General features: G+C 62.7%; 24 protein-coding genes and 1 tRNA gene. 12 read left to right on the top strand and 13 right to left on the bottom strand.

Features of this window, described 5'->3' with window-relative positions; genetic code table 11:
* The 8 genes from VN004_RS09005 to VN004_RS08970 all read right to left on the bottom strand — a co-directional run.
* Positions 1-281, bottom strand: a 281-nt coding sequence (locus tag VN004_RS09005) for an ATP-binding cassette domain-containing protein (RefSeq protein ID WP_325609121.1), incomplete at its 3' end; no start/stop codon positions are given.
* Positions 278-1,288, bottom strand: a complete 1,011-nt coding sequence (locus VN004_RS09000; protein ID WP_325609119.1) for a branched-chain amino acid ABC transporter permease — start codon at positions 1,286-1,288, stop codon at positions 278-280. The genes VN004_RS09000 and VN004_RS09005, both read right to left, overlap by 4 nt.
* Positions 1,288-2,160 (bottom strand): branched-chain amino acid ABC transporter permease, encoded by an 873-nt coding sequence (locus tag VN004_RS08995; protein WP_325609117.1) that lies wholly within the window; start codon positions 2,158-2,160, stop codon positions 1,288-1,290. Before VN004_RS08995 ends, VN004_RS09000 begins: the two co-directional genes overlap by 1 nt.
* Positions 2,161-2,250: 90 nt before the next feature.
* Positions 2,251-3,447 (bottom strand): ABC transporter substrate-binding protein, encoded by a 1,197-nt coding sequence (locus VN004_RS08990; RefSeq protein ID WP_325609115.1) that lies wholly within the window; start codon positions 3,445-3,447, stop codon positions 2,251-2,253.
* A 189-nt stretch (positions 3,448-3,636) separates the two neighbouring features.
* Positions 3,637-4,191: a 3-hydroxyanthranilate 3,4-dioxygenase gene (locus tag VN004_RS08985; protein WP_325609113.1), complete on the bottom strand. Its 555-nt coding sequence runs from the start codon at positions 4,189-4,191 to the stop codon at positions 3,637-3,639.
* Positions 4,192-4,205: 14 nt separating this feature from the next.
* The gene (locus VN004_RS08980) at positions 4,206-5,003 is read right to left on the bottom strand and encodes a glucose 1-dehydrogenase (protein ID WP_325609111.1); all 798 of its coding nucleotides are present in this window, start codon (positions 5,001-5,003) and stop codon (positions 4,206-4,208) included.
* Between the two features lie 2 nt (positions 5,004-5,005).
* Complete coding sequence (locus VN004_RS08975) at positions 5,006-6,628, bottom strand: NAD(P)/FAD-dependent oxidoreductase (protein ID WP_325609109.1); 1,623 nt, start codon at positions 6,626-6,628, stop codon at positions 5,006-5,008.
* Positions 6,629-6,853: 225 nt separating this feature from the next.
* Positions 6,854-7,219 (bottom strand): helix-turn-helix domain-containing protein, encoded by a 366-nt coding sequence (locus VN004_RS08970; RefSeq protein ID WP_325609107.1) that lies wholly within the window; start codon positions 7,217-7,219, stop codon positions 6,854-6,856.
* Positions 7,220-7,330: 111 nt separating this feature from the next.
* Here VN004_RS08970 and VN004_RS08965 point away from each other — a divergent pair, with 111 nt between their 5' ends.
* The 12 genes from VN004_RS08965 (at position 7,331) to VN004_RS08910 (ending at position 20,847) form a co-directional block, all read left to right on the top strand.
* A complete protein-coding gene (locus VN004_RS08965; protein WP_325609105.1) occupies positions 7,331-8,347 on the top strand; it encodes a zinc-binding alcohol dehydrogenase family protein in 1,017 nt (338 codons plus the stop codon).
* 270 nt (positions 8,348-8,617) lie between these two features.
* Positions 8,618-9,451: an amidohydrolase family protein gene (locus tag VN004_RS08960; RefSeq protein WP_325609103.1), complete on the top strand. Its 834-nt coding sequence runs from the start codon at positions 8,618-8,620 to the stop codon at positions 9,449-9,451.
* 81 nt (positions 9,452-9,532) lie between these two features.
* Positions 9,533-10,195, top strand: a complete 663-nt coding sequence (locus VN004_RS08955) for a glutathione S-transferase family protein (protein ID WP_325609101.1) — start codon at positions 9,533-9,535, stop codon at positions 10,193-10,195.
* A gap of 515 nt (positions 10,196-10,710) precedes the next feature.
* A complete protein-coding gene (locus VN004_RS08950) occupies positions 10,711-11,556 on the top strand; it encodes an IclR family transcriptional regulator (protein WP_325609099.1) in 846 nt (281 codons plus the stop codon).
* 4 nt (positions 11,557-11,560) lie between these two features.
* Positions 11,561-13,624 carry a hydantoinase/oxoprolinase family protein gene (locus tag VN004_RS08945; protein WP_325609097.1) on the top strand — a complete coding sequence of 688 codons (2,064 nt, stop codon included), beginning with the start codon at positions 11,561-11,563 and terminating at the stop codon, positions 13,622-13,624.
* 2 nt (positions 13,625-13,626) lie between these two features.
* The gene (locus tag VN004_RS08940) at positions 13,627-15,189 is read left to right on the top strand and encodes a hydantoinase B/oxoprolinase family protein (RefSeq protein WP_325609095.1); all 1,563 of its coding nucleotides are present in this window, start codon (positions 13,627-13,629) and stop codon (positions 15,187-15,189) included.
* Positions 15,190-15,282: 93 nt separating this feature from the next.
* Positions 15,283-16,578 carry an ABC transporter substrate-binding protein gene (locus VN004_RS08935; protein WP_325609093.1) on the top strand — a complete coding sequence of 432 codons (1,296 nt, stop codon included), beginning with the start codon at positions 15,283-15,285 and terminating at the stop codon, positions 16,576-16,578.
* Positions 16,579-16,652: 74 nt separating this feature from the next.
* On the top strand, positions 16,653-17,549 hold the full coding sequence (locus VN004_RS08930) for a branched-chain amino acid ABC transporter permease (RefSeq protein ID WP_325609091.1): 897 nt from the start codon (positions 16,653-16,655) through the stop codon (positions 17,547-17,549).
* Between the two features lie 14 nt (positions 17,550-17,563).
* Entirely contained in the window at positions 17,564-18,511 is a 948-nt protein-coding gene (locus VN004_RS08925; RefSeq protein WP_325609089.1) for a branched-chain amino acid ABC transporter permease, read from the top strand.
* Complete coding sequence (locus VN004_RS08920; protein ID WP_325609087.1) at positions 18,508-19,290, top strand: ABC transporter ATP-binding protein; 783 nt, start codon at positions 18,508-18,510, stop codon at positions 19,288-19,290. Before VN004_RS08925 ends, VN004_RS08920 begins: the two co-directional genes overlap by 4 nt.
* On the top strand, positions 19,283-19,927 hold the full coding sequence (locus tag VN004_RS08915; RefSeq protein ID WP_325609085.1) for an ATP-binding cassette domain-containing protein: 645 nt from the start codon (positions 19,283-19,285) through the stop codon (positions 19,925-19,927). The genes VN004_RS08920 and VN004_RS08915 overlap by 8 nt, the downstream gene beginning before the upstream one ends.
* Positions 19,924-20,847: an MBL fold metallo-hydrolase gene (locus VN004_RS08910; protein WP_325609083.1), complete on the top strand. Its 924-nt coding sequence runs from the start codon at positions 19,924-19,926 to the stop codon at positions 20,845-20,847. Before VN004_RS08915 ends, VN004_RS08910 begins: the two co-directional genes overlap by 4 nt.
* 29 nt (positions 20,848-20,876) lie before the next feature.
* On the opposite strand, the gene VN004_RS08905 is transcribed toward VN004_RS08910, so the two are convergent.
* The 5 genes from VN004_RS08905 to VN004_RS08885 form a co-directional block, all read right to left on the bottom strand.
* Positions 20,877-20,952 (bottom strand) — tRNA-Ile (locus tag VN004_RS08905).
* A 118-nt stretch (positions 20,953-21,070) separates the two neighbouring features.
* The gene (locus VN004_RS08900; RefSeq protein ID WP_414710259.1) at positions 21,071-21,604 is read right to left on the bottom strand and encodes a transglycosylase SLT domain-containing protein; all 534 of its coding nucleotides are present in this window, start codon (positions 21,602-21,604) and stop codon (positions 21,071-21,073) included.
* A gap of 199 nt (positions 21,605-21,803) precedes the next feature.
* On the bottom strand, positions 21,804-22,265 hold the full coding sequence (locus VN004_RS08895) for a MarR family transcriptional regulator (protein ID WP_325609081.1): 462 nt from the start codon (positions 22,263-22,265) through the stop codon (positions 21,804-21,806).
* 28 nt (positions 22,266-22,293) lie between these two features.
* Positions 22,294-23,520 (bottom strand): 3-hydroxybenzoate 6-monooxygenase, encoded by a 1,227-nt coding sequence (locus VN004_RS08890; RefSeq protein ID WP_325609079.1) that lies wholly within the window; start codon positions 23,518-23,520, stop codon positions 22,294-22,296.
* An 82-nt stretch (positions 23,521-23,602) separates the two neighbouring features.
* Complete coding sequence (locus tag VN004_RS08885; RefSeq protein ID WP_325609077.1) at positions 23,603-23,998, bottom strand: hypothetical protein; 396 nt, start codon at positions 23,996-23,998, stop codon at positions 23,603-23,605.
* Between the last annotated feature and the right edge of the window lie 327 nt (positions 23,999-24,325).

The raw sequence follows: 24,325 nt of genomic DNA, 5'->3' as shown, positions 1-24,325 counted from the left end.
CCGCGAAAGAGCCGGTTGATCTGGAAGGTGCGCGCGATGCCGCGCTTCACCCGCTCGGCCTGCGCCACGGCCGTGATGTCTTCGCCGTTCAGGAGAACCTGGCCCGAGGTCGGAGTCAGAACGCCGGTCAGGAGATTGATGAAGGTGGTCTTGCCGGCGCCATTGGGCCCGATCAGAGCGTGGCGGGCGCCCTTCCCCAGCCTGAAATTGATGTCGGCCGCGGCGATCAGCGCGCCGAAGGTCTTGCCGACATTCCTCGCCTCAAGCAACGACGCGGTCATGGTCCGACGCGCTTTCCTCGAAGCCGTGCAACGAGCGAGTCGAACATGCCCAGGATGCCGTTCCGCGCGAACATCGCGATACACACGAGCAGAATGCCGAGACCGAGTTGCCACGCAGTCGGATAGATCTTCGCGAGATAATGCGACAGCGCCATATAGGCGACCGCGCCAATGAACGCGCCATAGAGCCTGCCGTATCCGCCAAGCACAATGATAATCAGAACGGTCGCGGCGCGATCCAGGCTGAAGGTCGACATATTCACATAGGCGTTCGACTGCGCCCAGAGCGCCCCGGCAACACCCGCAATCGCGCCCGAGATCGTGTAGCAGATGACCAGACGCTTCCTCACGGGCGCGCCGACGGCGTGCATCCGCAGCGTATTCTCGCGGATTCCGGTGAGGCTTTCGCCGAATGGGGAATAGACGATCGTTCGAACCACAATGAAGCCGACGAACAATACGCACAGGATGTACATGTACTGCACGTCGGGGATCAACGGATTGAAGGCAAAGCGGCCGAGGATCGGATCGATCGGCACGGTCGGGAGGCCGTCATAACCACCGGTCCAGGTCTGGCCGAGATTGGCGGCCTCCTCGAGCAGCAGCATCATGCACAGGGTCAGCATTAAAAGCGTCAGCCCCGTGGTTCTCAGCAGGATGAGGCCGGACAGAAGCCCGAAGATGCCGGCGACCACGGCGGCGATCACAAGGCCGCTCAGGGGTTCGCTCCAGATGCCGTGATGGGCCAGCATGCCGACCGCATAGGCCCCGAGCCCGAAAAATGCGGCATGGCCCAGCGTGACGATGCCGGCATAGCCGAGCACCAGATCGAGAGACAGCGCGAACAATATCGTCACCAGGATTTCCGTGCCGATCCCCAGATGACGCGGGAACAGGAAAAAGAATCCGATCGCCACGATCCACGGCAGCGGCTCCCACCAGCGCAGCCGGTGCCGGTGCGCGAAGTCGCGAACCGCGGGCGACATGGAGATGTCGGTGGCGCTCATCAATTGCTCCGTCCGAACAGGCCCTGCGGCCTGATGAGCAGAATGAGGATGGTGAGCACGTAGATGAAGATGGTGCCGCCGGCGGGCAGATATTTCTTCAGGATGAAATCCATGATGCCGATGATCAATGCGGCATAGAACACGCCGGTGATCCGGCCCATTCCGCCGACAGCAACCACGATCAGGAAGTACACGAGGTACTTCAGCGTATATTGCGGATCGAGGCCGAGGAATTCCGCTCCGAAACCGCCGCCGAGCGCGGCCATGCCGCTGCCGAAGGCGAAGGTGAATGTGAAAAGCCGGTCGATATTGATGCCGAGCGACTCGACCATCTTGCGATTGTCGACGGCGGCCCGGATCTGCGCGCCGATGCGGGTGCGCTCGAAACCAAGCCAAAGGCAAAAAGCAACCAGCGCCCCGAACACGATCAGGAAGATGCTATAGGTGCGGTAGGAGGTGAAGCCGAGGTCAATCTGTCCGCGCAGCCAGGACGGCAGGATCATCGGCTGCGTCTCGGGCCCGATCACGATCGTCACTGTCGCGATCATTACGAATGCGAGACCGATCGAAAACAAGACCTGATCGAGCTCCGCCGCGCGGTAGAGTTTGGAATAGAACAGGCGTTCCAGAACGACGCTCAATGCCGCCGTCAGCGTGAAGCCCAATATCAATGCCGGCACGAACGGCACGCCAAGCCGGTTCATCGACAGCACGATAATATAGCCGCCAATCATGGCGAAGCCGCCATGCGCCAGATTGACGAAGCCCATCAATCCCATCGTGACCGACAGGCCGACCGAAACGACAAACAGGACCATGCCGGCGGCCAGGCCGCCCAGCACAATCCCTGCCACGTCCTCCCCGAAAATCACGCCGCGTCCCGCCGTGCTGTACGCTCGATTGTAAGAAGCCGCCGCCCGGTGGTCGGACGGCGGCTTCCCGTCTCCATTATCGATGCGTCATTACTTCCCGCAAGGACCGATCTTGTTGGCCTTGCAGGCATCCTTCACGGCGTCGATCTTGCCGATATTCTTCTGGACCACGCGGCCATTCTGGAACGCGGCCTGCGACAGATACTCGTTCATGATGATGTCGCGCGTCTCGGGATCGATCTGAATGGGACCGCGCGGGCTGTCGAATTTCCAGCCCTTCAGCGCTGCAACAGCCTTGTCGCCGTCGAGCTTGCCATTGGTGGCCTTGATCGCGGCAAAGATCGCGGCCATGCCGTCGTAACCGCCGACCGCCATGAAGTCAGGCGTCGAATCCGCTCCATACGCCTTCTTCCAGTCCTCCACGAACTTCTTGTTCTGCGGATTGTCGAGATCGGCATTGTAGTGGTGCATGGTGATCAGGCCATCGGCATTCTGGCCCATCGGCTGCAGCTTGGTGTCCTGGGTGATGTCGCCCGGACCGATCAGCTTGATGCCGGCCTGCTTCATGCCGAGGGCGTTATAGGTCCGCACCACCGCGGTCGAGTGGTCGCCGCCGGGCACGAAGACAAAGAACACATCCGGCTTCTTGTCCTTGGCGCGCTGGAAGAAAGGCGTGAAATCGGGAACGGCATTCGCACCGCCCATCGGGATTTCGTCGATGACCTTTCCGCCATTCTTCTCGAAGGCCATCTTGAAGGCCGCAAGGCTGTCCTTGCCGGGCGGGAAGTCGGTGTAACCGATCACCGCGGTCTTGGCGCCGAGTTGCTTCGCCGCCGCCTCGCCGAGCGCGTGGCCAGCATGCCACATGCTGAACGAGGTCCGCGCATAATAAGGAGACATATTGGTGATATGCGCGGTGCCGGCATTCATCAGCACCGCCAGCTTCTTGCCGGCCGTGACCAATGGCGCCGTCGCGATCGCGTTCGGCGAATAGACCCATCCGGCCAGCGCGTCGACGTTGTCCTGGGTGAGCAGCTCCTGAACCACGATCTTGGCGGTGGCGCCGCTCGCGTCCTTCACGTCGCGCTTGATCAGCTTGACGGTGAAGGGCTTGATCTCGTCGGCATGCGTTTTGATATAAAGTTCCGCGCCGCGATCGATCGGCTGCGCGAGTTCTGCGCCAACGCCGGAATACGGCAGCAGCAGTCCGACCTTGATCTCCTGCGCCGCAGCGATCCCGCCTGCTGCGACCAGCACCGCAGCCGACATCATCAATCGTTTCAGCATCATTATCCTCCCAATCGCTCCGCGCTTCTCGCGCTGGTTTAAGCGCAATCTATAGGGCAACCGCCCAGCGGCGCAAGCCGCGCAGCCGCAACCAGAAGGACATGCATTGCAATCGCGGCGCTGGTTGTTCAGCACCTGGGCGCGGCACTGCACGTCCTCTGGCGTGTGACGAGGAGGATGCTGTGTGCGTTACATCTGGACCCAGCCGTCAGGCGGCGTTTTCCCAGGATGAACTGTACCGCATTGCGGACAGGTTCTCGCCTTCTCGTCGGCGTAGAAGGCTTCGTAGAGCGGTGGCAGGTCTTTAACGATATCCTTCACCTCAACCTCGACGCGGTGCACAAGCGAACCGCAATTGAAGCAATACCACTCGAAGCCATCGCGCATGCCTGCGGTGCGAGTTCCCTCCACGACAAGGCCGACGGAACCCTCCATGGGTCGCTGCGGCGAATGCCGAACATGCGGAGGTAGCAGGAAGACGTCGCCTTCCTTGATCTTGACGTCGTAGATCTTGCCGTTCTCGGCGATCTTCAAAATCATGTCGCCCTTGAGCTGGTAGAAGAACTCTTCCACCGGGTCGTCGTGAAAATCGACTCTCTTGTTCGGGCCGCCGACAATCATCACCACCATGTCGGTCTTCTCGTCGAACAATTGCTTGTTCGACACTGGCGGCTTCAGGCTGCCCTTGTTGCGTTCGATCCAGTCCTGAAAATTGAAGGACTTCATACGCGGGTGAATGGTCATGTACCGCTCCTCGTTTATCGGTGTGTGGCTCCGCCATCGACGGTCAGGCATTGACCGGTCAGGAAAGCGGACGAATCGGAAGCAAGAAACAGCACTGTGCCGACAAGATCGTCGGCCGTCTCCGCGCGCGGAATGCATTGCTGCGATATGATCCGCACCTTCTGCTCGGGGGTTACTGTCTTGCGCTCGATCTCGGTGAAGGTTGCTCCCGGAAGAATCGCGTTGACGGTAATGCTGTGCGCACCGACTTCCCGCGCCATCGATCCGGTCATTCCCGCAAGGGCGCCTTTGGACGCGATATAATGCAGATAATTCGGGCGGCCGAGAGTCACGGCGCCCGACGCCATGTGAATGATGCGGCCCCAACCGGCGCGCCGCATCGCCGGCAGAACCGCGCGCGAGCACAAAAAAGCTCCCGTCACATTGACGCGCAGCACGCGCTCCCATTCCTCCAGCGGAATTTGGTCGAATGGACGCATCTCCAGCGTCGAGAATATGCCGGCGTTGTTGACCAGAATATCGACGCGGCCGAAATGCCGCTCGACGAGCGCCACCATGTCGGCCACGGAGTCTTCGGATGACACGTCGGTTGTCGCCGCAAACGCCTTGCCGCCGGCATCAACGATTTCCTTTGTAACGGCTTCGCCCTTTGCAGCATTCAGCTCGGCGATGACGGAAATGGCGCCGCATTGCGCAAAAGCCTTCGCGAGAACCCTGCCAATGCCCTGACCGGCTCCGGTAATGATCGCGACACGTCCCTGCAGCGACGCAAAGTCGCGCGCAACCATCGCAGCGGTTGGATACGCATTCATGCCTACGCTGCCTTCGAGAGCGCTTGCAGCGCGGTGCGCGCATCCCATGGCTTCCACCACGGCTTCAGTCCAAGGTCGCGCGCGATGAGTCCCGCCGCGATGTAGCTCGGCCCGCCCGAAATCGCGCCTCCCGGGTGCGCACCCGACCCTGCGTAATAGAAATTCGGCAACGGCGTGCGGTAACCGAAGTGATTATACATCACCTGATCCGCATTGAAGGCGCCCATGAAAATATCGCCACCGCGCATATTCGGCAGTTCGAGAACATATTCGCGCGCCGTATAGACATATCGGCCGATGATGTTGTCTTTCGTCATGTTCGGGCAATAGCGCGCATAGACTTCTTCGATCTTGTCGGAGAACTCCTCCTTGAAGGTCTCATAATCGCGGTCGTTCATCTCTTCGAGCAGTGGCATGACGTGCCAGGCATAAGTCGTATGCTTGCCGGGCGGCGCCTGCGTCGGATCGAGCAGGGATAGCGGCCCCGATCCGAACTGGACCAGTTTGGGCACGCGTCCGGCCTGCACGTCTTGATGTGCGTCAAACAGATCCTGCATCGTTTCCGCGCCGAGGCTCCACTTCAGCGCGCGGTCGACATTCGGATCGAACGCCGCTGCGGCAAAGCTCGGGCTTTGATGCAGCGCGTGATGCAGGCCGAACAGGGTCCAGGCGGTGTATTTGAAATTGTCGAGTTTCTTGCGGAATTGCTCAGGCAATTGCTCGCGGCCGAGCAGGCCCTCCAGCGTGGTGTGTACATCGATCGTGCTCGCAACGAATTGCGAGGCTCGCACGGTGCGGCCGTCAGCGAGCGCAATGCCGGTCGCGCGGCCGCCTTCAACTACAACCCGGTCGATCGCAACCTGCGGCTGAAAGGTTCCGCCGGCCGCGATGAAGGTCTCCATCAATCCGCGCGCAAGGTTGAACGAGCCGCCCTGGCACAGTTGGTACCCGGTCTGCAGGTCGAAAGCGCGGATCACCGAGCCCGTGGGACTGGTCTTCGACAGCGTGTCCGTCAGCCAGGTGCCGAACAGCGAGACCTTGAAGAGGAACAGGAGCTTGACGTGCTCGTTCTCGAACAGCTCCTCGACGACATCCAGCGGTTGCCGCCTCGTGACCGCGAGGAACTCCCGGCCGATCCTCGTTTGCGACAGGAGGGCTTCGCGCTCCGATTGCGGCAGCGGCTCGGCATAGCGCTCCGGGATCAGGATTTTGGCGGTAATCTCTTCCGCAAGCGCATTCCATTCGCGGAAGGTCTGGGCATCCTTCTTCGAGAAGCGGGCGATGTTGGCGACCGTCTCTTCAAGATCGCGACCGAGAACGAGCGCGGTGCCATCAAGATGGGCCTGCCCGAATTCATAGCGCGGCGTGATGTAACTGACCTTGTCGGCGAGGTTCAGATCATTGAACCACGGCGTGTCGGTAATGCTGAAATGATTGATCGAATGCAGGTTGTGATAGAAGCCGGGCTTGGTGACCTCGCGGGTGCAAAGACCTCCGCCATAGGTGAGCCTGCGGTCGACCAGGAGGATCTTCAGACCGGCTTTTGCGAGGTAGGAACCGAGCACGAGCCCGTGCTGCCCCGCGCCGATGATGATACCGTCATAACTTCTATCGAGTGACGCCACGCAAAAGCCTCCCTGCCTCCCAGACGTGGAAGGCCAAGCGCACCTTACACAAAGGCACGATCAAGAAAAAATCCCGGCGAGGCAAAAGCGTTTCCTGAAACTGAACATGAGTGAAGCGGACCAGCGCAATAGCGCACCGTCATGTGAATCGGTCGCCGGCCATCCGTCGCGGAGCTGCAAGCGGCGGTGTCGCGCTTTGCCGGCGCGCGGGGACAAACACGCGCCCTATTCGGCAGCCTCTCTGATCTCGACGCTCCCAGTCAGCACATTGGCCTCCCCCCAGGCCTTGAGCGCCATCAGCACCGGCTCGAGACTCCGGCCGCGGTCCGACAAGCAATATTCCACCTTGGGAGGCACCTCCGGATAGACGGTGCGAATGATGAAGCCATCCGCTTCGAGTTCACGGAGCTGGTTGGTCAGCATCCGCTGCGTGATTTCCGGCAGCCGTCGGCGGATGTCGTTGAAACGCAAAGTGCCCTGCAGCAGGTGCCAAAGCACAAGGCCTTTCCACTTGCCGCCGATGAGAGAGAGCGTCGCCTCCACCGGGCAACCGGGACTGCAATCGAAACGGTCATGACGTTTACGCGGCATCTCACGGTATCCTTTTGGATACTATGTGCGGTTTATGTGCGTTCTTGCGAGAAATACTCCGAAATATCACTGATAGCCAATCACGACGTTCTGAGCCGTAAGGAGAATCCGATGCGTGCCGTTGGCTACAAAATACCCCTCCCAATCACCGATCCCAATTCGCTGCTGGATATTGATCTTCCGCGACCCACGCCTCATGGCCGTGACCTGCTGGTCGAAATCAAGGCAGTTTCCGTCAACCCGGTTGATACCAAGGTGCGCAGGAGCTCCACTCCGGACGGCGACGCCTGGAAAGTGCTGGGATGGGATGCCGCTGGCATCGTCGTCGAAACAGGGCCGGAGGCCACCCTGTTCAAGCCCGGTGACGAAGTGTTCTATGCCGGCGCACTGACGCGGCAAGGCAGCAATGCGGAATTCCATCTGGTTGACGAGCGCATCGTCGGCCCAAGGCCGAAGACGCTGGGCTGGGCCGAATCCGCGGCGCTACCCCTGACTGCAATCACGGCCTGGGAAACGCTGTTCGACCGGCTCGATGTCACGGGCCGCGCCGTTCCGGGCACCGCCCCTGCCATCCTCATCATTGGCGGGGCTGGCGGCGTCGGCTCCATGGCCATTCAGCTCGCCCGCAAGCTCACCGACCTGACGGTGATCGCCACCGCTTCACGGCCGGAAACAATAGCCTGGGCAACCGATCTCGGTGCACACCACGTTGTGAATCACTCACGCCCGCTGGCCGGCGAAATCGCCGCGCTCAAGATCGGCGCACCTGCGTTCGTTTTCTCGACGAACAATACGGACCGCCATTTCTCCGAGATCGTCGAGCTTATTGCGCCGCAGGGCCGCTTTGCGCTCATTGACGATCCTGCTGCCCTCGACATCGTTCCCCTGAAGCGCAAGAGCGTGTCCACGCACTGGGAACTGATGTTCACGCGCTCGCTGTTTGACACCGCCGACATCGCCGAACAGGGTCGTCTGCTTCGCGAAGTGTCTCGCCTCGTCGATGAAGGCACCATACGCACGACCCTTGCCGAGAATTTCGGGCCGATCAACGCCGCCAATCTCAGGCGGGCCCATGCTCTCATCGAATCCGGACAGGCGCGCGGCAAGATCGTGCTGGAGGGATTCTAGGCGCGGGGCTGTCCGGCCGCTGCAGCGGCCGGCGCCCATTAAAGCGGCGTGCGCCTGATCCAGCGAGCGATTGCCAGCGCGCTGACCACCTTCTGTTGACTCGGTCGGCTATCTTGAGGAGGACCTGCACTATCGATGACTGCACGGAACCGGAGCTTCAGCCTTTGCCCCTGATGCATCCTTGAGTCTTGAGACAGCCCTGGAATGATCCCGAACTCACGTTTCGACTGTCCAGCACCCGATCCCAATCCGAGACGCGGGCGCTTCCCGATGCCTCCGCTTGCAACGGATTGCCATGCGCATGTCATTGGGCCAGCGCGGCTTTACCCCTTTGTGCCCGACCGCGCCTATACGCCGCCGGACGCCTTGCTGACAGATTATATGCACGTCATTGAAACGCTTGGCTTTCAGCGCATTGTCCTGGTGCAGCCGAGCATGCATGGCACGGACAACACCGTCATGCTGGACGCGCTCGAGGCGGCGCGGGCGCGGGGAATCAATGGCGTCGCCATCGCCGGGATCGCATCCGGCATCAGCGATAACGAATTGAAATTGCTGCATGAGCGCGGCGTGCGTGGCGTCCGCGTCAACATGGTCTATCGCGGAGGCAACGCCGCCCATATCGACTCCACCGCACGGCTCGCCGCTCGTCTGCGCGAACTCGGCTGGTGTCTGGAAATCCTCGTAGACGTGTCGGTGTTCGGACCAGAACTCCTCTCCTTCGACAAACTCGGCGTTCGTCTGGTCGTCGATCATCTCGGGCATATGCCGGCATCGAAGGGCCTGAATGATCCCGGCTTCCAGGCGCTGCTAGAACTGGTCCGAAGGGGAAATACCTACGTCAAATTGTCCGGCGCCTATCGTCTGGCGGAAGGCCCCGACTTCCCCGCAGACAACGTTGCGGCACTCGCGCGGGCCCTCGTCGAAGCGGGACCTTCGCGCATGCTCTGGGGGACGGACTGGCCGCACACCATGTGCAAGATCCCGATGCCGAACGATGGCGCACTCCTCGACATGCTTGCCGACTGGGTCCCTGACGAAACGACGCGCAACGCGATCCTCGTCGACAACCCGGCCGCGCTCTACGGCTTTACGCGCCCGTAACTTCATGCACATTGACGCGCCCTCACGCGGTGGCCGCGCGCCAATCCGCGTCCGGGAGAAAATGTCAGGGAGCGAAAGCTAGTGAAACTGTTCTGGACTCCGGCGTCTCCATTCGTGCGCAAGGTGATGGTCGCCGCGATCGAACTTGGCCTCGACCGGCGGATCGAAATCCATCCGACCTATTGGCCGCACACATGGGCCACCCACACCGTCGATTTCGACCCGGACTTCATTGCCGCGAACCCGATCGGCAGGATCCCCGCGCTCATTACCGACGATGGCGTTGCGCTCGCCGAATCCAACTGGATCTGCAGCTATCTCGACTCCCTGCTCGATGCGCCGCGCCTGTTTCCCTTTTCCGGCAAAGCGCACTGGGAGATGATTCGTTTCCTTGCGATTGCCGACGGGGCCATCGAATCCATGATCCTGCGGCGCGCGGAAACACTGCGGCATCCGCCCGAACGCTCGGACGATTTCATCGGCAAGCAGCGCGATCGTATTGCGCGCTGCCTCGACGCGGTCGAACGCGATGTCTCCGCCTTACGCGACGCTGCGCTCGACATGCGGCACATCGCCGTGGGCGTTGCCTGCGGCTTCATGGATTTCCGCTATGGGCAGGATGAGTGGCGCACATCTCGCCCACAACTCGCCCAATGGTACGAAGACTTCTCGCAGCGCCCGTCGATGCAGCGGACGCAGCCGGGCGAAACGCCGCAATCCGATCCGAAAGCTTCGAGCCGCTAGATCGTTTTCCGTCGAGCTGGCTGCTGCATTCGCATCATCCATGTCCTGCCGTTTCCGATCCGCTTCCTGTCGTCCACGCTTGCGCGGGGACGACGGCGTGTAAACGGCCGCTTGTGTGAAAACCCCTGGAAGCAGCCGCTCTCCAACTGTCATCGCCCGCCAACGCGGTCCGCGAAAAACGCCGCTGGGAACACGCTCCGGCGGACGATCAGTAAACACACCATCTCCAAGTGTTTTACGTCATGCCCCTCTTTCAAAGAGCGTGACCAGGAAGCGGCTTTACAAACAGCCGAGCACGACAAGAAAAAGAAGCGGGAATGACAGCGATGGACAAAGCGAATTCATCTCAATCGACATCATGCGATCCCGAACGACTGAGGTTATTCCCAAATCACCAATGTTAATCCCGAACGAAAAGTTTGGTGTTTGTTGAACTGCGTCTTGACTCCCGCAGCTGACTCCCGTCTTGTTTTTTGTCGAATGAAATGGCGTTTCGACAGTTGAAACGACGTAGAATGCAAACAACTTTTGCCGCCGATGCTTCATCCGATCGTGTGCGCGGTCCTGACGCGGGTGCGAAGCCGCATCAGGCAACACCTGAGGCACGCGTCGGTACGAGCACGCTCGATCTCGGCTTGCGCATCGTCGAATTTCTTGCGCGCCAGGAGCGTCCGGTCACGCTCGGCGGGATCGCGCAGAACCTGTCCGCATCAAAGCCGACCGTCTACCGCCACCTGCAGACCCTTGTGCGGCATGGATTTGCCCGGCGCAGCGGCCAAAGCGGCAGCTACCAGGCCGGCATCAAACTCCTCGTTCTCGGCGAAGCATCGCGGCGCGGCTTCGACGTGGTGCCAAGCGCGCGCGATGAACTCACCGATCTCGGCAAGCTGACGGGCCAGGCCGCGAGCGTTGCCGCCATTGTCGATGGCGAACTCGTGGTTCTCGACATGGTGCAGGGCCATTCGGTCGTGGAATTCGGCACGCGGCCGGGCACGCGCCTTGGCCTTCATGCCAGCGCGCTCGGAAAAATCTGGCTCGCATTCGGACGGGACGCGGACAAGGCGCCCTGCTGGCACGAACCGCTGAAGGCCTGGACCAGCTCGACCATCACCGATCATGCAGCGTTAAAGCGGGCCGTCGCGTTGACGAAGAAGCGCGGCTATGCGGTTGCCCCGAACGAGACCATCATCGGCATCAACACCATTGCGGCGCCGGTGTTCAATCATCGCTCGGAGCTCGTCGCGGCGCTCGGCATCACCGGATCCGTCCAGTTCATCGAGGCCAATCCGAAGCCGCACTTGATCAAAGCCGTGGTCGAAGCGGCCCAACGTGTATCCCGGAACCTGAGAAGCGGAGACTGACGGCGTGACCTTTTCCGTTGCAGTCGATATCGGGGGCACGTTCACGGACATCGTGCTGCGCGCGCCCGATGGCGGTCTGGTAATCGACAAGACGCTGACCACGCCGCACGATCTGATCGAAGGCTTCACGCGCGGCGTGGGTCAGGTGCTGGCGAAAGCCTCGCTCAGGCCTGCCGATATCGACGGTCTCGTGGTCCATGCGACGACCGTGGTGACCAATGCGCTGATCGAGCGCAGGGGCCTGCCGACCGCCCTGTTGATGACGGAAGGCTTTACCGATGTGCTGCGCATCCGGAACGAGAACCGCTACGACGTTTACGACCCGCAAATCGAGTTCCCCGATCCGCTTGTCGATGCCGGGCTGACATTCGGCATCCGCGAGCGCACCCTGGCCGATGGCCGTGTTCTCATCGCGCCCGACGCGGATGAAGTGAAGGCCATCGCACGCAGGCTCAAGTCTCATAATGTCGCAGCGGTCGGCATCTGCTTCCTCAACAGCTTCGCCAACCCGGCCAACGAAAAATTCGTGGCCGATCTGCTGGCCGCGGAATTGCCCGATGTGTTCCTGTGCACCTCCTTCGAGGTCGCGCCGGTCATCCGCGAATATCACCGCGCCTCGACGACCGCGGTCAATGCCTATGCGATGCCGGTCGCGCAGCCCTATCTCGCGCGATTGAGCGCACGGCTGCAGGACGAAGGCTTTTCGCAATCGCCGCTCATCATGCTCAGTTCGGGCGGCGTGGTCGGAGCGGACGTCGCCGGCCGCAATCCGGTGCGTATGATCGAGAGCGGCCCCGCAGCCGGGGCGCTCGCCGCATCCTATTTCAGCGAACGGCTTGGCCTCGAGCGGATTATCGCCTTCGACATGGGCGGTACCACTGCGAAGGCGTGTCTGATCGAAAATCACGCCCCCCTCGTTACAGGGGAATTTGAGGTCGATCGGCGCTACCGGTTCAAGCACGGCAGCGGGATCCCGGTGACCGTGCCCTCCATCGACATGATCGAAATCGGAGCCGGCGGCGGCAGCATCGCCCATCTCGACAAGCTCGGCCTGCTTAAGGTCGGGCCGCACAGCGCCGGCTCTGTGCCAGGTCCGGCCTGTTACGGCCGCGGCGGCAGCGCCCCGACGGTGACAGACGCCAATCTGGTGCTCGGTCTCCTCGATGCCGATCACTTTCTCGGCGGCGAGATGAAGCTCGACAAGGCCGCCGCCGAGCGCGCGATCGAGGCCATCGCCGAAGAGCTTGATCTCACGATGATCGAGACGGCACGCGGCATCTTCCGCATCGTGACCGAAACCATGGCGTCCTCGGCGCGCACCCATAGCGCCGATCGCGGCGTCGATTACCGCAACCTGCCGCTCTTTGCCTTCGGCGGCGCGGGCGCGATCCATGCCTGCGCGGTCGCCGAACTCCTGAGCTCCACCATGGTGATCGTGCCGCCGAAGTCGAGCGTGCTGTCGGCCGTCGGCACGCTGGTGACCCCGGCGCGGCTCGATCTTATGCGCAGCTACATCGCGCGCATCGAGGATCTCGACCCCGGCAAGGTGCGTGAGGTCTATCGCCAGATGCGCGAGGAAGCGGTCTCGGCGCTCAGCGCAGCAAGCGGGATCAGCGCCGACATCGAATTCCGCTACGAAGCCGACCTGCGATACCGGGGCCAGCAATATGAAGTGACGGTCGCGCTCGATTTCGACCCCATCGAAGGCACCGATCCGGCAAGGTTGCAGGCATCGTTCGAGAAGGCGTATCGCGCGCTCTATGGGCTTAATCCATCGAACGTCTCCGTCGAGGCGGTGACCTGGCGGCTGTCCGCGCTGACGCGGCTGAACCGCGCGGCGATCGGCGAGACGATCGCGCGCGAGCCCGGCAAGCCGCGCACCCGCCGTCCGGTCTTTGCATGGGGCGACCGGGTGGAGGCCGACGTGTTCGATCGCGCCGCGATCGCGCTCGGGCAGACGATTACCGGACCTGCGGTGATCGAGGAGCGCGAGACCACCACCATCGTGCCGCCCGGCTGGACGGCAACCGTTAATGACATCGGCTGCCTCGTGCTGCGGGGACAATAGCGATGCGCAATCTCGACCCCGTCGAACTCGAAATCCTCTGGACCAATCTGATCGGCATCGTGTCCGAACGCGCCAAGGCGCTGCAACGCACCGCGTTCAGCCCGATCGTGCGTGAAGCAGGCGACCTCGCCTGCGCGCTGTTCGACAGTCACGGCCGCATGATCGCGCAAGCCGAGACCGGAACGCCCGGACATATCAATTCCCTCGCCAATGCCGGCCGCACGCTATCCGAGATCTTCGCGGGCGATCTGCATCCCGGCGATGTCATCATCACCAACGATCCATGGATGTCCGCGGGGCATCTGTTCGACATCACTTTGTTGACGCCACTGTTCTTCGGTGAAAAGCTCGCCGGATATTTCGGCTCGACAATCCACTACACCGATATCGGCGGCTACGGTCTCGGGACCGGCGCGCGCGACGCCCATGAAGAGGGACTCTGGATTCCGCCGCTCAAGCTTTACCAGCGCGGCCACCCCAATCAGACACTGTTCCGCATGATCGAATCCAATGTCCGCACGCCGAAGGCTGTTCTGGGCGATCTTTCCGCGCAGATTGCAGCGGGACATTCGGTCGCGGAATCGTTGCAGGGCCTGTGCCGCCGCCATCAACTCCCCGACATCGAGACGGTGTCAGACGAGATTCTGAAGCGATCGGAGGAGGCCACGCGCAACGCCGTGCGTGCGCTCAAGTCCGGCACCTATCATGGCGAGACGCAATTCGACACGCCGAGCGGGGAGATCATCACGCTCAAGGCGGCGGTGACGATCGATGCGGAGGCGGGCGACATCCTGGTCGATTTCGCCGGCTCGTCGCCGCAATCCAGCCAGGGCATTAATTGCGTGCTGAATTTCGCGCACGCCTATACGACCTTCGCGATCCGCTCCTGCCTGAACCCGGAGCTGCCCAACAATTCGGGCAGCCTCGCACCGATCCGCATGACGGCGCCCGAGGGCTCGATCGTCAATTGCAGCTATCCCGCGCCGGTGACCGGGCGGCATCTGGTCGGCATGTATGTGCCAATGCCGATCCTGAAGGCGATGCACGCCGTGGTGCCGGACCGCGTTCTCGCGGAAGGCTCGGGTGCGATCTGGACGGTCCAGATCCAGGGCAAGCACGACAGCGGCGAGAGCTTCACATCCTCCATGTTCTTCTTTTCTGGCGGCATGGGCGCGCGCGCGACGAAGGCGGGCCCCAGCGCCACCTGCTATCCGACCGGCGTCGGCGCCATCCCGGTCGAAACACTGGAAGCGTCGATGCCGATCGTGTTCGACTACAAGCGCCTGCGGAAGAATTCAGGCGGACGCGGCCGCATCAACGGAGGCGACGGGCAATCCGTGCAATTCCGTCTCTTGACCGATCACCCCTGGACCATGAGCGCGATGACGACGCGGCTCGATCGCGGGCCGGATGGCATCGACGGCGGCGGCGCCGGCGCTGCCGGACAATTCCTCATCAACGGCGTGCCCACGAGGAGCGCGGGCAAGCGGCAAATGAATGCCGGCGATGTCGTGCAATTCGAAACGCCGGGAGGCGGCGCCTATGGAGCGTTGCAATCCGACTAGCCAATGACGCAAGGACCGTTTTACTGCTGGCGGGCGGGCCATCAACAACAAAGAAAGCCGGACCGGAACCGAATTTGTGGGAGGAGCACACAGATGACACTTTTGAAAAAGGCCACCCTCGCCTGCGCCGCGGCTGTGTTCGCGGCGGGCACGACGATAGCGTCCGCGCAGAACCAGCCGGTCAAGATCGGATTCCCGGTCTTCCTGAGCGGACCTGCGGTCGGCGCCTTTGGCGAGCCGAGCAAGAACGCGGTCAACCTGATCGTGCGGGCGATGAACAACGGCGAATTGCCCGCACCGTATAATCAGAAAGGTCTCGGCGGCTTCCCGATCGAGCCGAAGATCGTCGACGAGGCCGGCAATACCGCCACCGTCGTCACCGAATTCAAGAATCTCGTGCAGCGCGACAAGGTCGACATCGTTGTCGGCTATGTGTCGTCGGCAGGCTGCCTTGCCGTCGCGCCGGTTGCCGAAGAGCTTGAGGTGCTGACCATCTTCTACGCCTGCGGCGCATCGCGGCTGTTCGACGAGCGCGACTACAAGTACATCTTCCGCGTTTCGTCCTCGCAGACCAGCGATGCGGTTGCGACCGCGCGCTACATTCTCTCCAAGTTCCCCGACACCACGAGCTATTCCGGCATCAACCAGAATTACTCCTGGGGACAGGACAACTGGCGCGACTTCAAGCTGGCGATGGCGGCGCTCGCCCCCAAGGTCAAGATGGACAAGGAGCTGATGCCGAAGCTATTCGCCGGTGAATTCGGCGCGGAGATTTCGGTTCTGCTCGCGTCCGGCTCGCCGATCGTGCATTCGAGCTTCTTCGGCGGCGATCTCGAGACGTTCATCCTGCAGGCCTCGGCGCGCGGCCTGCCCCAGAAGAGCCGGCTGCTGCTCACCGTCGGCGAACAAATCCTCGCTCGCCAGGGCAAGAACGTGCCCGATGGCACGATCATCGGCGGCCGCGGACGTCACGGCATGCTGGCGTCCGACAACCCGATCAACAAGTGGTTCCTGGATGCCTATGTGAAGGAATTCAACTCGGTCCCGAATTTCCCCGCCTACCACATGCTGAGTTCGATGCTCGGCCTGAAGGCCGCCTGGGAAAAGGCGCAGGCTGCCAACGGCGGCAAGCGTCCGACCACCGACGACGTCATCAAGGCGTTCACCGGGCTCGCATTCGAGACGGCGAGCGGTCCGGTCAAGATGGCGCTCGGCAAGGGCCATCAAGGCATCGAGGAAGTCGCAGTCGGCACCTATCGTTACAACAAGGCGACCAACCAGCCCGAGCTCTACGACCTCGTCACCTATCCTGCCGAATGCGTGAACCCGCCGGCCAACATGACCTCCGAGGAATGGCTCAAGAAGGGCATGCCCGGCGCGAAATGCTGAGCACGAAAAGCTAAAAAGGACAGCGGGCGGACGCTGCTTGGCGTCCGCCCGCGGCAAAGCGGGGGGATGAACGGATGACGACGGCTTTGGCGATCCTGGTGGACGGGCTCGTCTATGCGGCGTGGCTGTTCATCGTCGCGATCGGACTGACGCTGATCTTCGGCGTCATGAAGGTTCTCAACGTCGCTCATGGCGGCCTCTATGCCTTCGGCGCCTATTCCGCCGCGACCGCGATCGGCCTCTATTTCGATCGCGGCTGGCCCGTCGCCGGCGGCTTCATCGCGATGATCGCAGCCGCGATCGCGGTCGGCTTCGTCATCGGACTCGTCCTCGAACGGCTGCTTCTGAAGAACTTTTACGACAAGGACGAGATCCTGACGGCGCTCGTCACCTATGCCGCGTTCCTGATCCTCGAAGACCTCCTGCTGCTGATCTGGGGCGCCCAGGGCCTGTTCGTGCCGCAGCCCTACCGCGCGGCCGGCATCGTGATGATCGGCACCCTTCCCGTTTCGGTCTATGACCTGATGCTGGTGGCTCTCGCGGCGCTCCTCGCCTTCGGCTCCTGGTATTGCATCCGACGGACGAAATTCGGGCGCATGCTGCTTGCCGTTCTGTTCGACCGCGAGGCGGCGGCGGCTTTCGGCGTCAACGTCACCAAGGTGTATGTCACGACCTTTCTTGTCGGCTCGATCCTCGGTGCGCTCGGCGGCGCCGTGACCGCGCCGCGCATTTCGGTGTCCGCCGGCATCGGCGTCGAGGTGATCGTCATCGCCTTCGCGGTGATCGCAATCGGCGGCATGAGTTCGATCGGCGGCGCCCTGGTCGGCGCGCTGATCGTCGGCTTCGCGCGCGCATTCGCCGTACACTTTGCGCCGCAACTGGACCTGTTCGTAGTCTATGCGGTGATGACGATCGTTCTGGTGCTGCGTCCGCATGGCCTGTTTGGCAGCGCGGTCGCACGGAAGATCTGACAAGGAAGCCCGCAATGGCGCGTCACTCCACCCTGATCAGCTTTGTGATCATCGCGCTGCTGGCGATCTCGGGCGGCTGGCTGCCGAGCTGGATCCTGCCGATCTCCACCGTCGCCCTCGGCAACGGACTTGCCGTTCTCGGCATGATCGTGCTGTGGCGCTCCGGCCTCGTCTCGTTCGGGCAGGCGCTCTATTACGCCGTCGGCGCCTACGCCGTCGCGTTCAGTGCGCGCCATTTCGGCCTGCGCGATGCCTTTCTGCTGGTGCTGATCGGAACCCTTGCCGGGGGTCTTGTGGCCTATATCGCGGGATTTCTCCTGTCGCGCTATCGCGGCATCTTTTTCGCGATGCTGAGCCTCGCGCTGTCGATGATCCTGTACGGCCTTTTGATCAATTCGCAGATCCTCGGCGCCTCCGACGGCCTGTCGGTGCCGCGCGCGACCTTCGCGGGCTTCCGCCCGCGCGGCGATAACTACGCCTGGGGACTGTTCGCGCTGGTGCTCGCGGCCGTCTGGTGCGGCGCAGTCGCCGTCGCCCGCTACAACACCACGATCGCCGGCGCGCTTTCAACGCCCATGATCGACAACGAATTGCGCATCGAGTTCCTCGGCGTGTCGGTGGACCGGCTGGTGCATCAGAAGGTGGTCATTGCGGGCCTCCTCACCGGCCTGGGCGGCTCGATCGTCGCGCTGAGCGTCGCGCATGTCGATCCCGCCATGGCGTTCTGGACCACCTCCGGCGGCTTTGTCTTTGTCGCGATCCTTGCCGGCACCGCCTCGGTCTGGGGCGCCTTCATCGGCGCACTCGCCTACGAGGCGATCCGCACCATCGCGGTCGCGACCGTTCCCGGAACCTGGCAGATGATTCTTGGTGCGGCGCTCCTCCTGACCATCCTGTTCGTACCGCAGGGAATTGGCGGGTTGATCTTCCGCCGCCGCCGAGAGCTGGGAGCCAAGCAGTGACCGCGATCCTGTCCGCGCAGAATCTGCGGAAATCCTTCGGCTCGTTCGTTGCCGCGCACGATATCTCGTGCGAGATCGCGCGCGGCGAAACCATCGGCATCATCGGCGCGAACGGGGCCGGCAAGACCACGTTCGTCAACATGATTTCCGGGCATCTGACGCCGACGGACGGCCGCATCACCTTCAACGGACGCGACATCACCGCGCTGACCCCGCGTCAGATCACCTTGCTCGGCATCGGCCGCTCGTTTCAGATCGCACAGGTCTTCGCGACGCTGACCGCGCTCGAAAATATGTGCATCGCCACCGCCATCGCGCGCCGCGGTGAGAGCATCACAAGGCTGACGATGAACCGGGCGATGGCCCCCGACATCGTTCGCGACGCAACGCGAAGCCTCGAACAATTCGGCATTGCCGAATATCGCGACATGCTCGCGAACACGCTGTCACAGGGCGTGCGCAAGATCCTCGATGTTGCGATGGCGGCGGCGCGCGACCCATTGCTGATCCTGCTGGACGAGCCGACCAGCGGCGTCTCGCGCGAGGAGCGGCACGAGCTGATGAATCACGTGATGGGCGCATTGAAGGAGCGTGGCGTCACCATCCTGTTCGTCGAACACGACATGGAAGTCGTCACCGGCTACGCGGACCGGGTCCTCGCCTTCATCGACGGGACGATCGTTGCGGACGGCAAGCCCGATGCGGTGTTTGCGCGGGACGACGTGCGGGCCCGCATCACCGGCCAGTCCGCACACCAGGCGGAGACGCACCATGTTTGAGGTGAAGAATTTCGACGTCTCCATCAACGGCATTCGCATCGTCAACGGCGCCAATCTGGCGCTTTCCGAGGGCGAATTCTGCGGACTGATCGGCACCAATGGCGCCGGCAAGACGACCCTGATGCGCGGCATCATGGGCGCCTTGTCCTGCACCGGCCAGGCGACCCTCGACACCCACGACCTGATTTCCGCCAAGCCGCACCAGCGCGCGCTCTTTGGCATCGGCTACATGCCGGAAGATCGCAAGCTCGTGCCCGATCTGACCGTCGAAGAGAACATTCTGCTTCCCGCCTGGACCACGCATCTCAATGACGCGGGCGAAAGGCTGGACTGGATTCTCGGATTCATGCCGGAAATCAGGGACATGCTCGGCCGCAATGCGACGACGCTCTCCGGCGGTCAGCAGAAGATGGCGGCGCTGGCCCGCGCGCTGATGGCCGGGCGGCGGCTTCTCATTCTCGACGAGCCGTTCGAGGGACTGGCGCCCGCCTTGGTGCGCCGACTCGGCGAAGTGCTGGCGGGGCTCAAGCGCGAAGGCATCTCCGTTCTGGTGTCGGAATCGCACGCCGAACGCGTAAACGATCTCCTCGACCGCACTTTCCAGATCGAGCGCGGCGTCGTGAGCGCGCTCGCATGACAGGCTCCCCCCGCGTGCATCGATGGCGCGTCGGCGATGTCACGATCACGCGCGTCATCGAGGCCGAGGGTTTGCGCGCGCCCGAATACATGTTCCGCGGCCTCACACCGGACATCGTGCAGGGCCATCAATGGCTGAGGCCGAATTTTGCCACGGAAGCCGGTCAGCTCATCAGCTCGATCCATGCCTTCGTGATCGAAAGCGCCGACCGGCGGATCATCGTCGACACCTGCGTCGGCAATGACAAGGCGCGGCGGATGCCGATCTGGAACGGCCTGCAGACGGCGTTCCTCGACGATCTTGCCGCAGCAGGCTACCCGCCCGAGCGCATCGATACGGTGCTATGCACGCATCTGCATGTCGATCATGTCGGCTGGAATACGCGGCTCGTCGATGGCCGCTGGGTGCCGACCTTCCCGAATGCGCGCTACATCTTCGGCCGCATCGAATTCGAGCATTGGTCGCGCGGGCCAGAAGTCGTAAAGACCGGGGACGCGCCGGTTGCCGTCGCCGAGATTGTGATGGAATGCGACGCCATCTACCAGGATTCGATCCTGCCCATCGTCGAAGCCGGTCTGCATGAGCTCGTGGAATACGACCACCAGCTGACCTCCGAGATCCGGCTGATGCCGACGCCGGGACATTCTCCGGGTCATGTCAGCGTCGTCGTGTCCTCGAAGGGCGAGACCGCGGTCATCACCGGCGACCTGATGCATCATCCGATCCAGTGCGCGATGCCCGGGCTCGCCAGCAATTTCGATTTCGACGTCGAGATGGCGCGGAAGACCCGCGCGGAATTCCTGGCGCGGCACGCGGACAAGCCCATTCTGGTGCTGGGCACTCACTTTGCTACGCCGACTGCAGGATACATCGTCAGCACCGGCGACAGCTTCCGCTTCTCTTGGCTCCCACGCGAATAGCACAACAGAATCAGTAAGTTATGCCCATATGGTGGGCCCGGCAGGACTCGAACCTGCAACCAGACCGTTATGAGCGGCCGGCTCTAACCATTGAGCTACGGGCCCGGCCGGGGTGGCGCGGGACCGCACTCATAGCAATGCCGGGCGGCAACGCAAATGCCGTCCGGCCTCAGCATTCATGTTATTCGCACGATGCAATGCGGGTGCCGATGGCGGGGCCCGCTCAGCGGATCTCGTGCTCGCGCGCGGTGGTCACCCGAGGCGCGCGGCGGGGGCCGTAATACTGGCCGCGCGCCCGCCGGGCTTCCGGCGAGATCGTCACGAGGTCCGCGCCGATCGCACCGACCGTGGGGAACATGCCCATGTCGCCGCGCGCGACGCGGGCCGAACGGCCGCCGCCATATCCGCTCGCATAGAGACGGACCGCGCGATCCGGATTGCCGCCCGCGGCGCGATAGGCGCCGGCGAGATACTTCACCGCGTAAGTCATGTTGGTATTCGGGTCGAGCAGGCCGGCGGCGCTGCCGCGATAACCCATCGCACGCGCAGTCCCGAGCCGGATCTGCATCATGCCGTAATTGCCTTTCGACACCGCCCGCGGATTGTAGCGGCTCTCGCGCATGATCACGCGATGCACCAGCGAGGGCGGCAGGCCATGAGCAGCGGCGTGACGGTGCACAAGCGCCGAATAGGCTTCATTGGCGCTCGCCCCTGTCGTCGGAATGAGGCCAGCGGCAGTGAAGCCCATGGACAGCATGCAAATGCGTATCGTGTTCGATGAAATCATTTCGACTCCAATCATTTGTTGGGGGGACGGACTACTAGTCCGCGTAATGAGGCCGGGATGCGGCATGTTCCGCGCCTCGGGTCACGCTTTGTGACGGTTTATTGCGGCGCGGCGCAATGCTCCGCGCAGACCAATCGTCGGCCAGAGTTAATGCTGGAGGCGGGTGCGGCTATGCCGTCAGCCGCTGCGGCGCGCGCGATGCTTCGTTGTTGATCTCGACGAGCTGCGCGAGAAGCTCGAGGAAAACGCGCCGGTCTTTCGGCGAAAGCGGTGCCAGGATCCGCTCCTGCGCACGGCTTACCGGAGCTTCCGCGCGCCGCGCGACCGCGCGTCCCTGCGCTGTCAGCTTCAGCAACTTGATGCGCTTGTCGTCCGGCGAAGGATAGCGTTCGACGAAGCCGCGCGTCTCCAGCCGCTCCAGCACATTGCCAAGCGTCGAGCGGTCGAAGGCGATCTGCGCGGAGAGCCGCGTTGCGTCAATCCCCTCATTGTCCGCGATCGCCACCAGCGCCGCATATTGCACCGGCGTGAGGTCGAACGCAGCGCATTCCTCGATGAAGATCGCAACCGCGATCTGTTGCGCGCGGCGGATCAGATGCCCCGGCTGTTTCTGCAAGTCCTTGAGCTGCATGACTCCGGTCCGCCCGTGCCTTTTCAACTCAGGCCGCAGCCCCTTCAGCGCCACGCGACTTCACGCCGGTGAGACCGTTGCCACCGTAGATCCAGCGCACCGAGTGGTAGAATTCTTCCGGCGTCTTGTCCTTCAGCCAGGCATTGCGCACCAGCCGTTCGACACCGTCGACATGGAAGATGCGGCCAAGTTCGCGCGAGGACAGCACCACGCGATAGGCGCGCGGGATGCGCACCGTCTCGTATTCCTTGAACGCCGCATTGATGTCGCCGCCGGTCCGCTCGAAGGCATCGGACAGACACACCGAATCTTCCATCGCCATGCAGGCGCCTTGGGCGAAATACTGATAGGTCGGATGCGCGGCATCGCCAAGCAACGCGACATTGCCGTCGATCCAGCTCGCGATCGGATCGCGATCGCCCAGCACCCAGCGCCGCCAGTCCTTCGGAATTTCCAGAACCCTGCGGATGCGCGGCACGATGTGGCCGAATTTCTCGACCACCTCTTCGCGCTTGCCCGGCTCGTTGCTGCCGACATTCTCCAGATCGGTGACGAAGGTCGCGACGAGGTTGATGGTCTTCCAGCCCTGCAGCGGATAATGCACGAAATGGGTTTTCGGCCCGACCCAGATCGCCGCCGCATTCCAGCGCAGGTCCTCGGGCATCTGTTCGATCGGCAGCACCGCACGATAGGCAACGTGACCCGAGAGCCGCAACGGATCGCCGCCGGTCATCTGCTTGCGGATCGCGGAGTTGATGCCGTCGGCGCCGATCAGCGCGTCGGCCTCGTAAACCGTTCCGGCCGCGGTCTTCACGCGAACGCCACCGCCCGGCTTGTTCTCATAGGAGACCACGCGCTCCTTGTTCACCAGCGTGACATTCGGCGATTCACGACAGGCATCGAGAAACGCGCTGTGAAGATCGGCGCGATGAATCACAGCATAAGGATTGCCCATGAACTTGCGGAAATCCTCGCCGACCGGCGCGCGCATGATCTGCTCGCCGCTCAGGCCGTCCATCATGATGAGGTGATCGACATAGACCGCGCGCTCGCGACAGGTCTTGCCGACGCCGAGATAATCCATCGCGTGGAAGCCGTTCGGTCCGATCTGGATCCCGGCGCCGATCTCGCCGAATTCGTCGGCCTGTTCGAGCACCGTGACCTTCGCGCCCCGGCGCGCCAGGCCCATCGCCGCCGAAAGTCCGCCGATACCGCCGCCCGCCACGATGATTGATGGACTGGATTTGGTCGCCATGCCTTCCTCCCGACTGCGTCCGGCCGTTCACTCTGGATGGCCATCCGACGTTTTCAACAGCATACTGTTTTTCAGTATACTGTCAAACTCGCCTCGGCCGGCGGGCGGGGGTTGCGGGTTCCGTTGCCATCCCGTTCTTCCTTCGGCCCAGCTCCTCCACTCGCTCGGTTACTCTGCGCTGGAAAATCGCCATTTCCCTGGCCTCGTCGCGCGCCGCTTTCGCTGGATCACGCGGCGGCTTGCCAGGCGGCTGCTCGAACAGGCATTGCACGTCACGTCCGCGGCAGCCCCGGCCGCGCTTGCAGGCGCGGCGCCGGCAGGTCCGCCAGCTTTCGCGGACATTCATGAACGTGCGCAGGATGCTTTTCGAGAGCGGGTTCTCGTCCGAGTCCTCGTCTTCGTCTTTCGTGCTGAATTTCAGATTGGCGTTGCGATGGCGCGCGCGGCGCAGGCTTTCGCGTTTGGACAATCGTTTCATGGCTGCTCCGGGCATGCGTTATTGCTTCCGCGCGTCGCGCGGATCGCTTCGTCCAGTGCTGCCCCCGATGGTTCGCACCGAGCGAGGGCGTGGAGCGCCGCAAGGCGCCTTCCTTGGATCACGCCGTTTCCGGCGTGCGCGGCCTGAACGCAGGCCGCGCGCCTCGCGACGCTCCACGTCGGCGATTTTTCGCTTCGGAGCCGTTCTTCCGGGCCTGGACAGAAGGAGCCTCGCCCCCTCCGATCCCGCAGGCTTTCGCCCGCGTTCGACCAGGCCATCGTCCAGCAGGTCTACCTGCGGCCCCTCATCATTAGGGGCGGACGGCCA

It is taken from the genome of Pseudorhodoplanes sp. (assembly GCF_035565855.1).
In the GTDB taxonomy this organism is placed as follows: Bacteria; Pseudomonadota; Alphaproteobacteria; order Rhizobiales; family Xanthobacteraceae; genus Pseudorhodoplanes.
This window is presented reverse-complemented; position numbering and strand designations above follow the sequence as displayed.

What these genes read in the sequence shown, in the direction of transcription:
- VN004_RS09000 (WP_325609119.1), bottom strand. Translation starts at nt 1,288, where the DNA reads ATGAGCGCCACCGACATCTCCATGTCGCCCGCGGTTCGCGACTTCGCG.
- VN004_RS08990 (WP_325609115.1), bottom strand. Translation starts at nt 3,447, where the DNA reads ATGCTGAAACGATTGATGATGTCGGCTGCGGTGCTGGTCGCAGCAGGC.
- VN004_RS08985 (WP_325609113.1), bottom strand. Translation starts at nt 4,191, where the DNA reads ATGACCATTCACCCGCGTATGAAGTCCTTCAATTTTCAGGACTGGATC.
- VN004_RS08980 (WP_325609111.1), bottom strand. Translation starts at nt 5,003, where the DNA reads ATGAATGCGTATCCAACCGCTGCGATGGTTGCGCGCGACTTTGCGTCG.
- VN004_RS08970 (WP_325609107.1), bottom strand. Translation starts at nt 7,219, where the DNA reads ATGCCGCGTAAACGTCATGACCGTTTCGATTGCAGTCCCGGTTGCCCG.
- VN004_RS08965 (WP_325609105.1), top strand. Translation starts at nt 7,331, where the DNA reads ATGCGTGCCGTTGGCTACAAAATACCCCTCCCAATCACCGATCCCAAT.
- VN004_RS08960 (WP_325609103.1), top strand. Translation starts at nt 8,618, where the DNA reads ATGCCTCCGCTTGCAACGGATTGCCATGCGCATGTCATTGGGCCAGCG.
- VN004_RS08950 (WP_325609099.1), top strand. Translation starts at nt 10,711, where the DNA reads ATGCAAACAACTTTTGCCGCCGATGCTTCATCCGATCGTGTGCGCGGT.
- VN004_RS08940 (WP_325609095.1), top strand. Translation starts at nt 13,627, where the DNA reads ATGCGCAATCTCGACCCCGTCGAACTCGAAATCCTCTGGACCAATCTG.
- VN004_RS08935 (WP_325609093.1), top strand. Translation starts at nt 15,283, where the DNA reads ATGACACTTTTGAAAAAGGCCACCCTCGCCTGCGCCGCGGCTGTGTTC.
- VN004_RS08930 (WP_325609091.1), top strand. Translation starts at nt 16,653, where the DNA reads ATGACGACGGCTTTGGCGATCCTGGTGGACGGGCTCGTCTATGCGGCG.
- VN004_RS08925 (WP_325609089.1), top strand. Translation starts at nt 17,564, where the DNA reads ATGGCGCGTCACTCCACCCTGATCAGCTTTGTGATCATCGCGCTGCTG.
- VN004_RS08915 (WP_325609085.1), top strand. Translation starts at nt 19,283, where the DNA reads ATGTTTGAGGTGAAGAATTTCGACGTCTCCATCAACGGCATTCGCATC.
- VN004_RS08910 (WP_325609083.1), top strand. Translation starts at nt 19,924, where the DNA reads ATGACAGGCTCCCCCCGCGTGCATCGATGGCGCGTCGGCGATGTCACG.
- VN004_RS08900 (WP_414710259.1), bottom strand. Translation starts at nt 21,604, where the DNA reads ATGCTGTCCATGGGCTTCACTGCCGCTGGCCTCATTCCGACGACAGGG.
- VN004_RS08895 (WP_325609081.1), bottom strand. Translation starts at nt 22,265, where the DNA reads ATGCAGCTCAAGGACTTGCAGAAACAGCCGGGGCATCTGATCCGCCGC.
- VN004_RS08890 (WP_325609079.1), bottom strand. Translation starts at nt 23,520, where the DNA reads ATGGCGACCAAATCCAGTCCATCAATCATCGTGGCGGGCGGCGGTATC.
- VN004_RS08885 (WP_325609077.1), bottom strand. Translation starts at nt 23,998, where the DNA reads ATGAAACGATTGTCCAAACGCGAAAGCCTGCGCCGCGCGCGCCATCGC.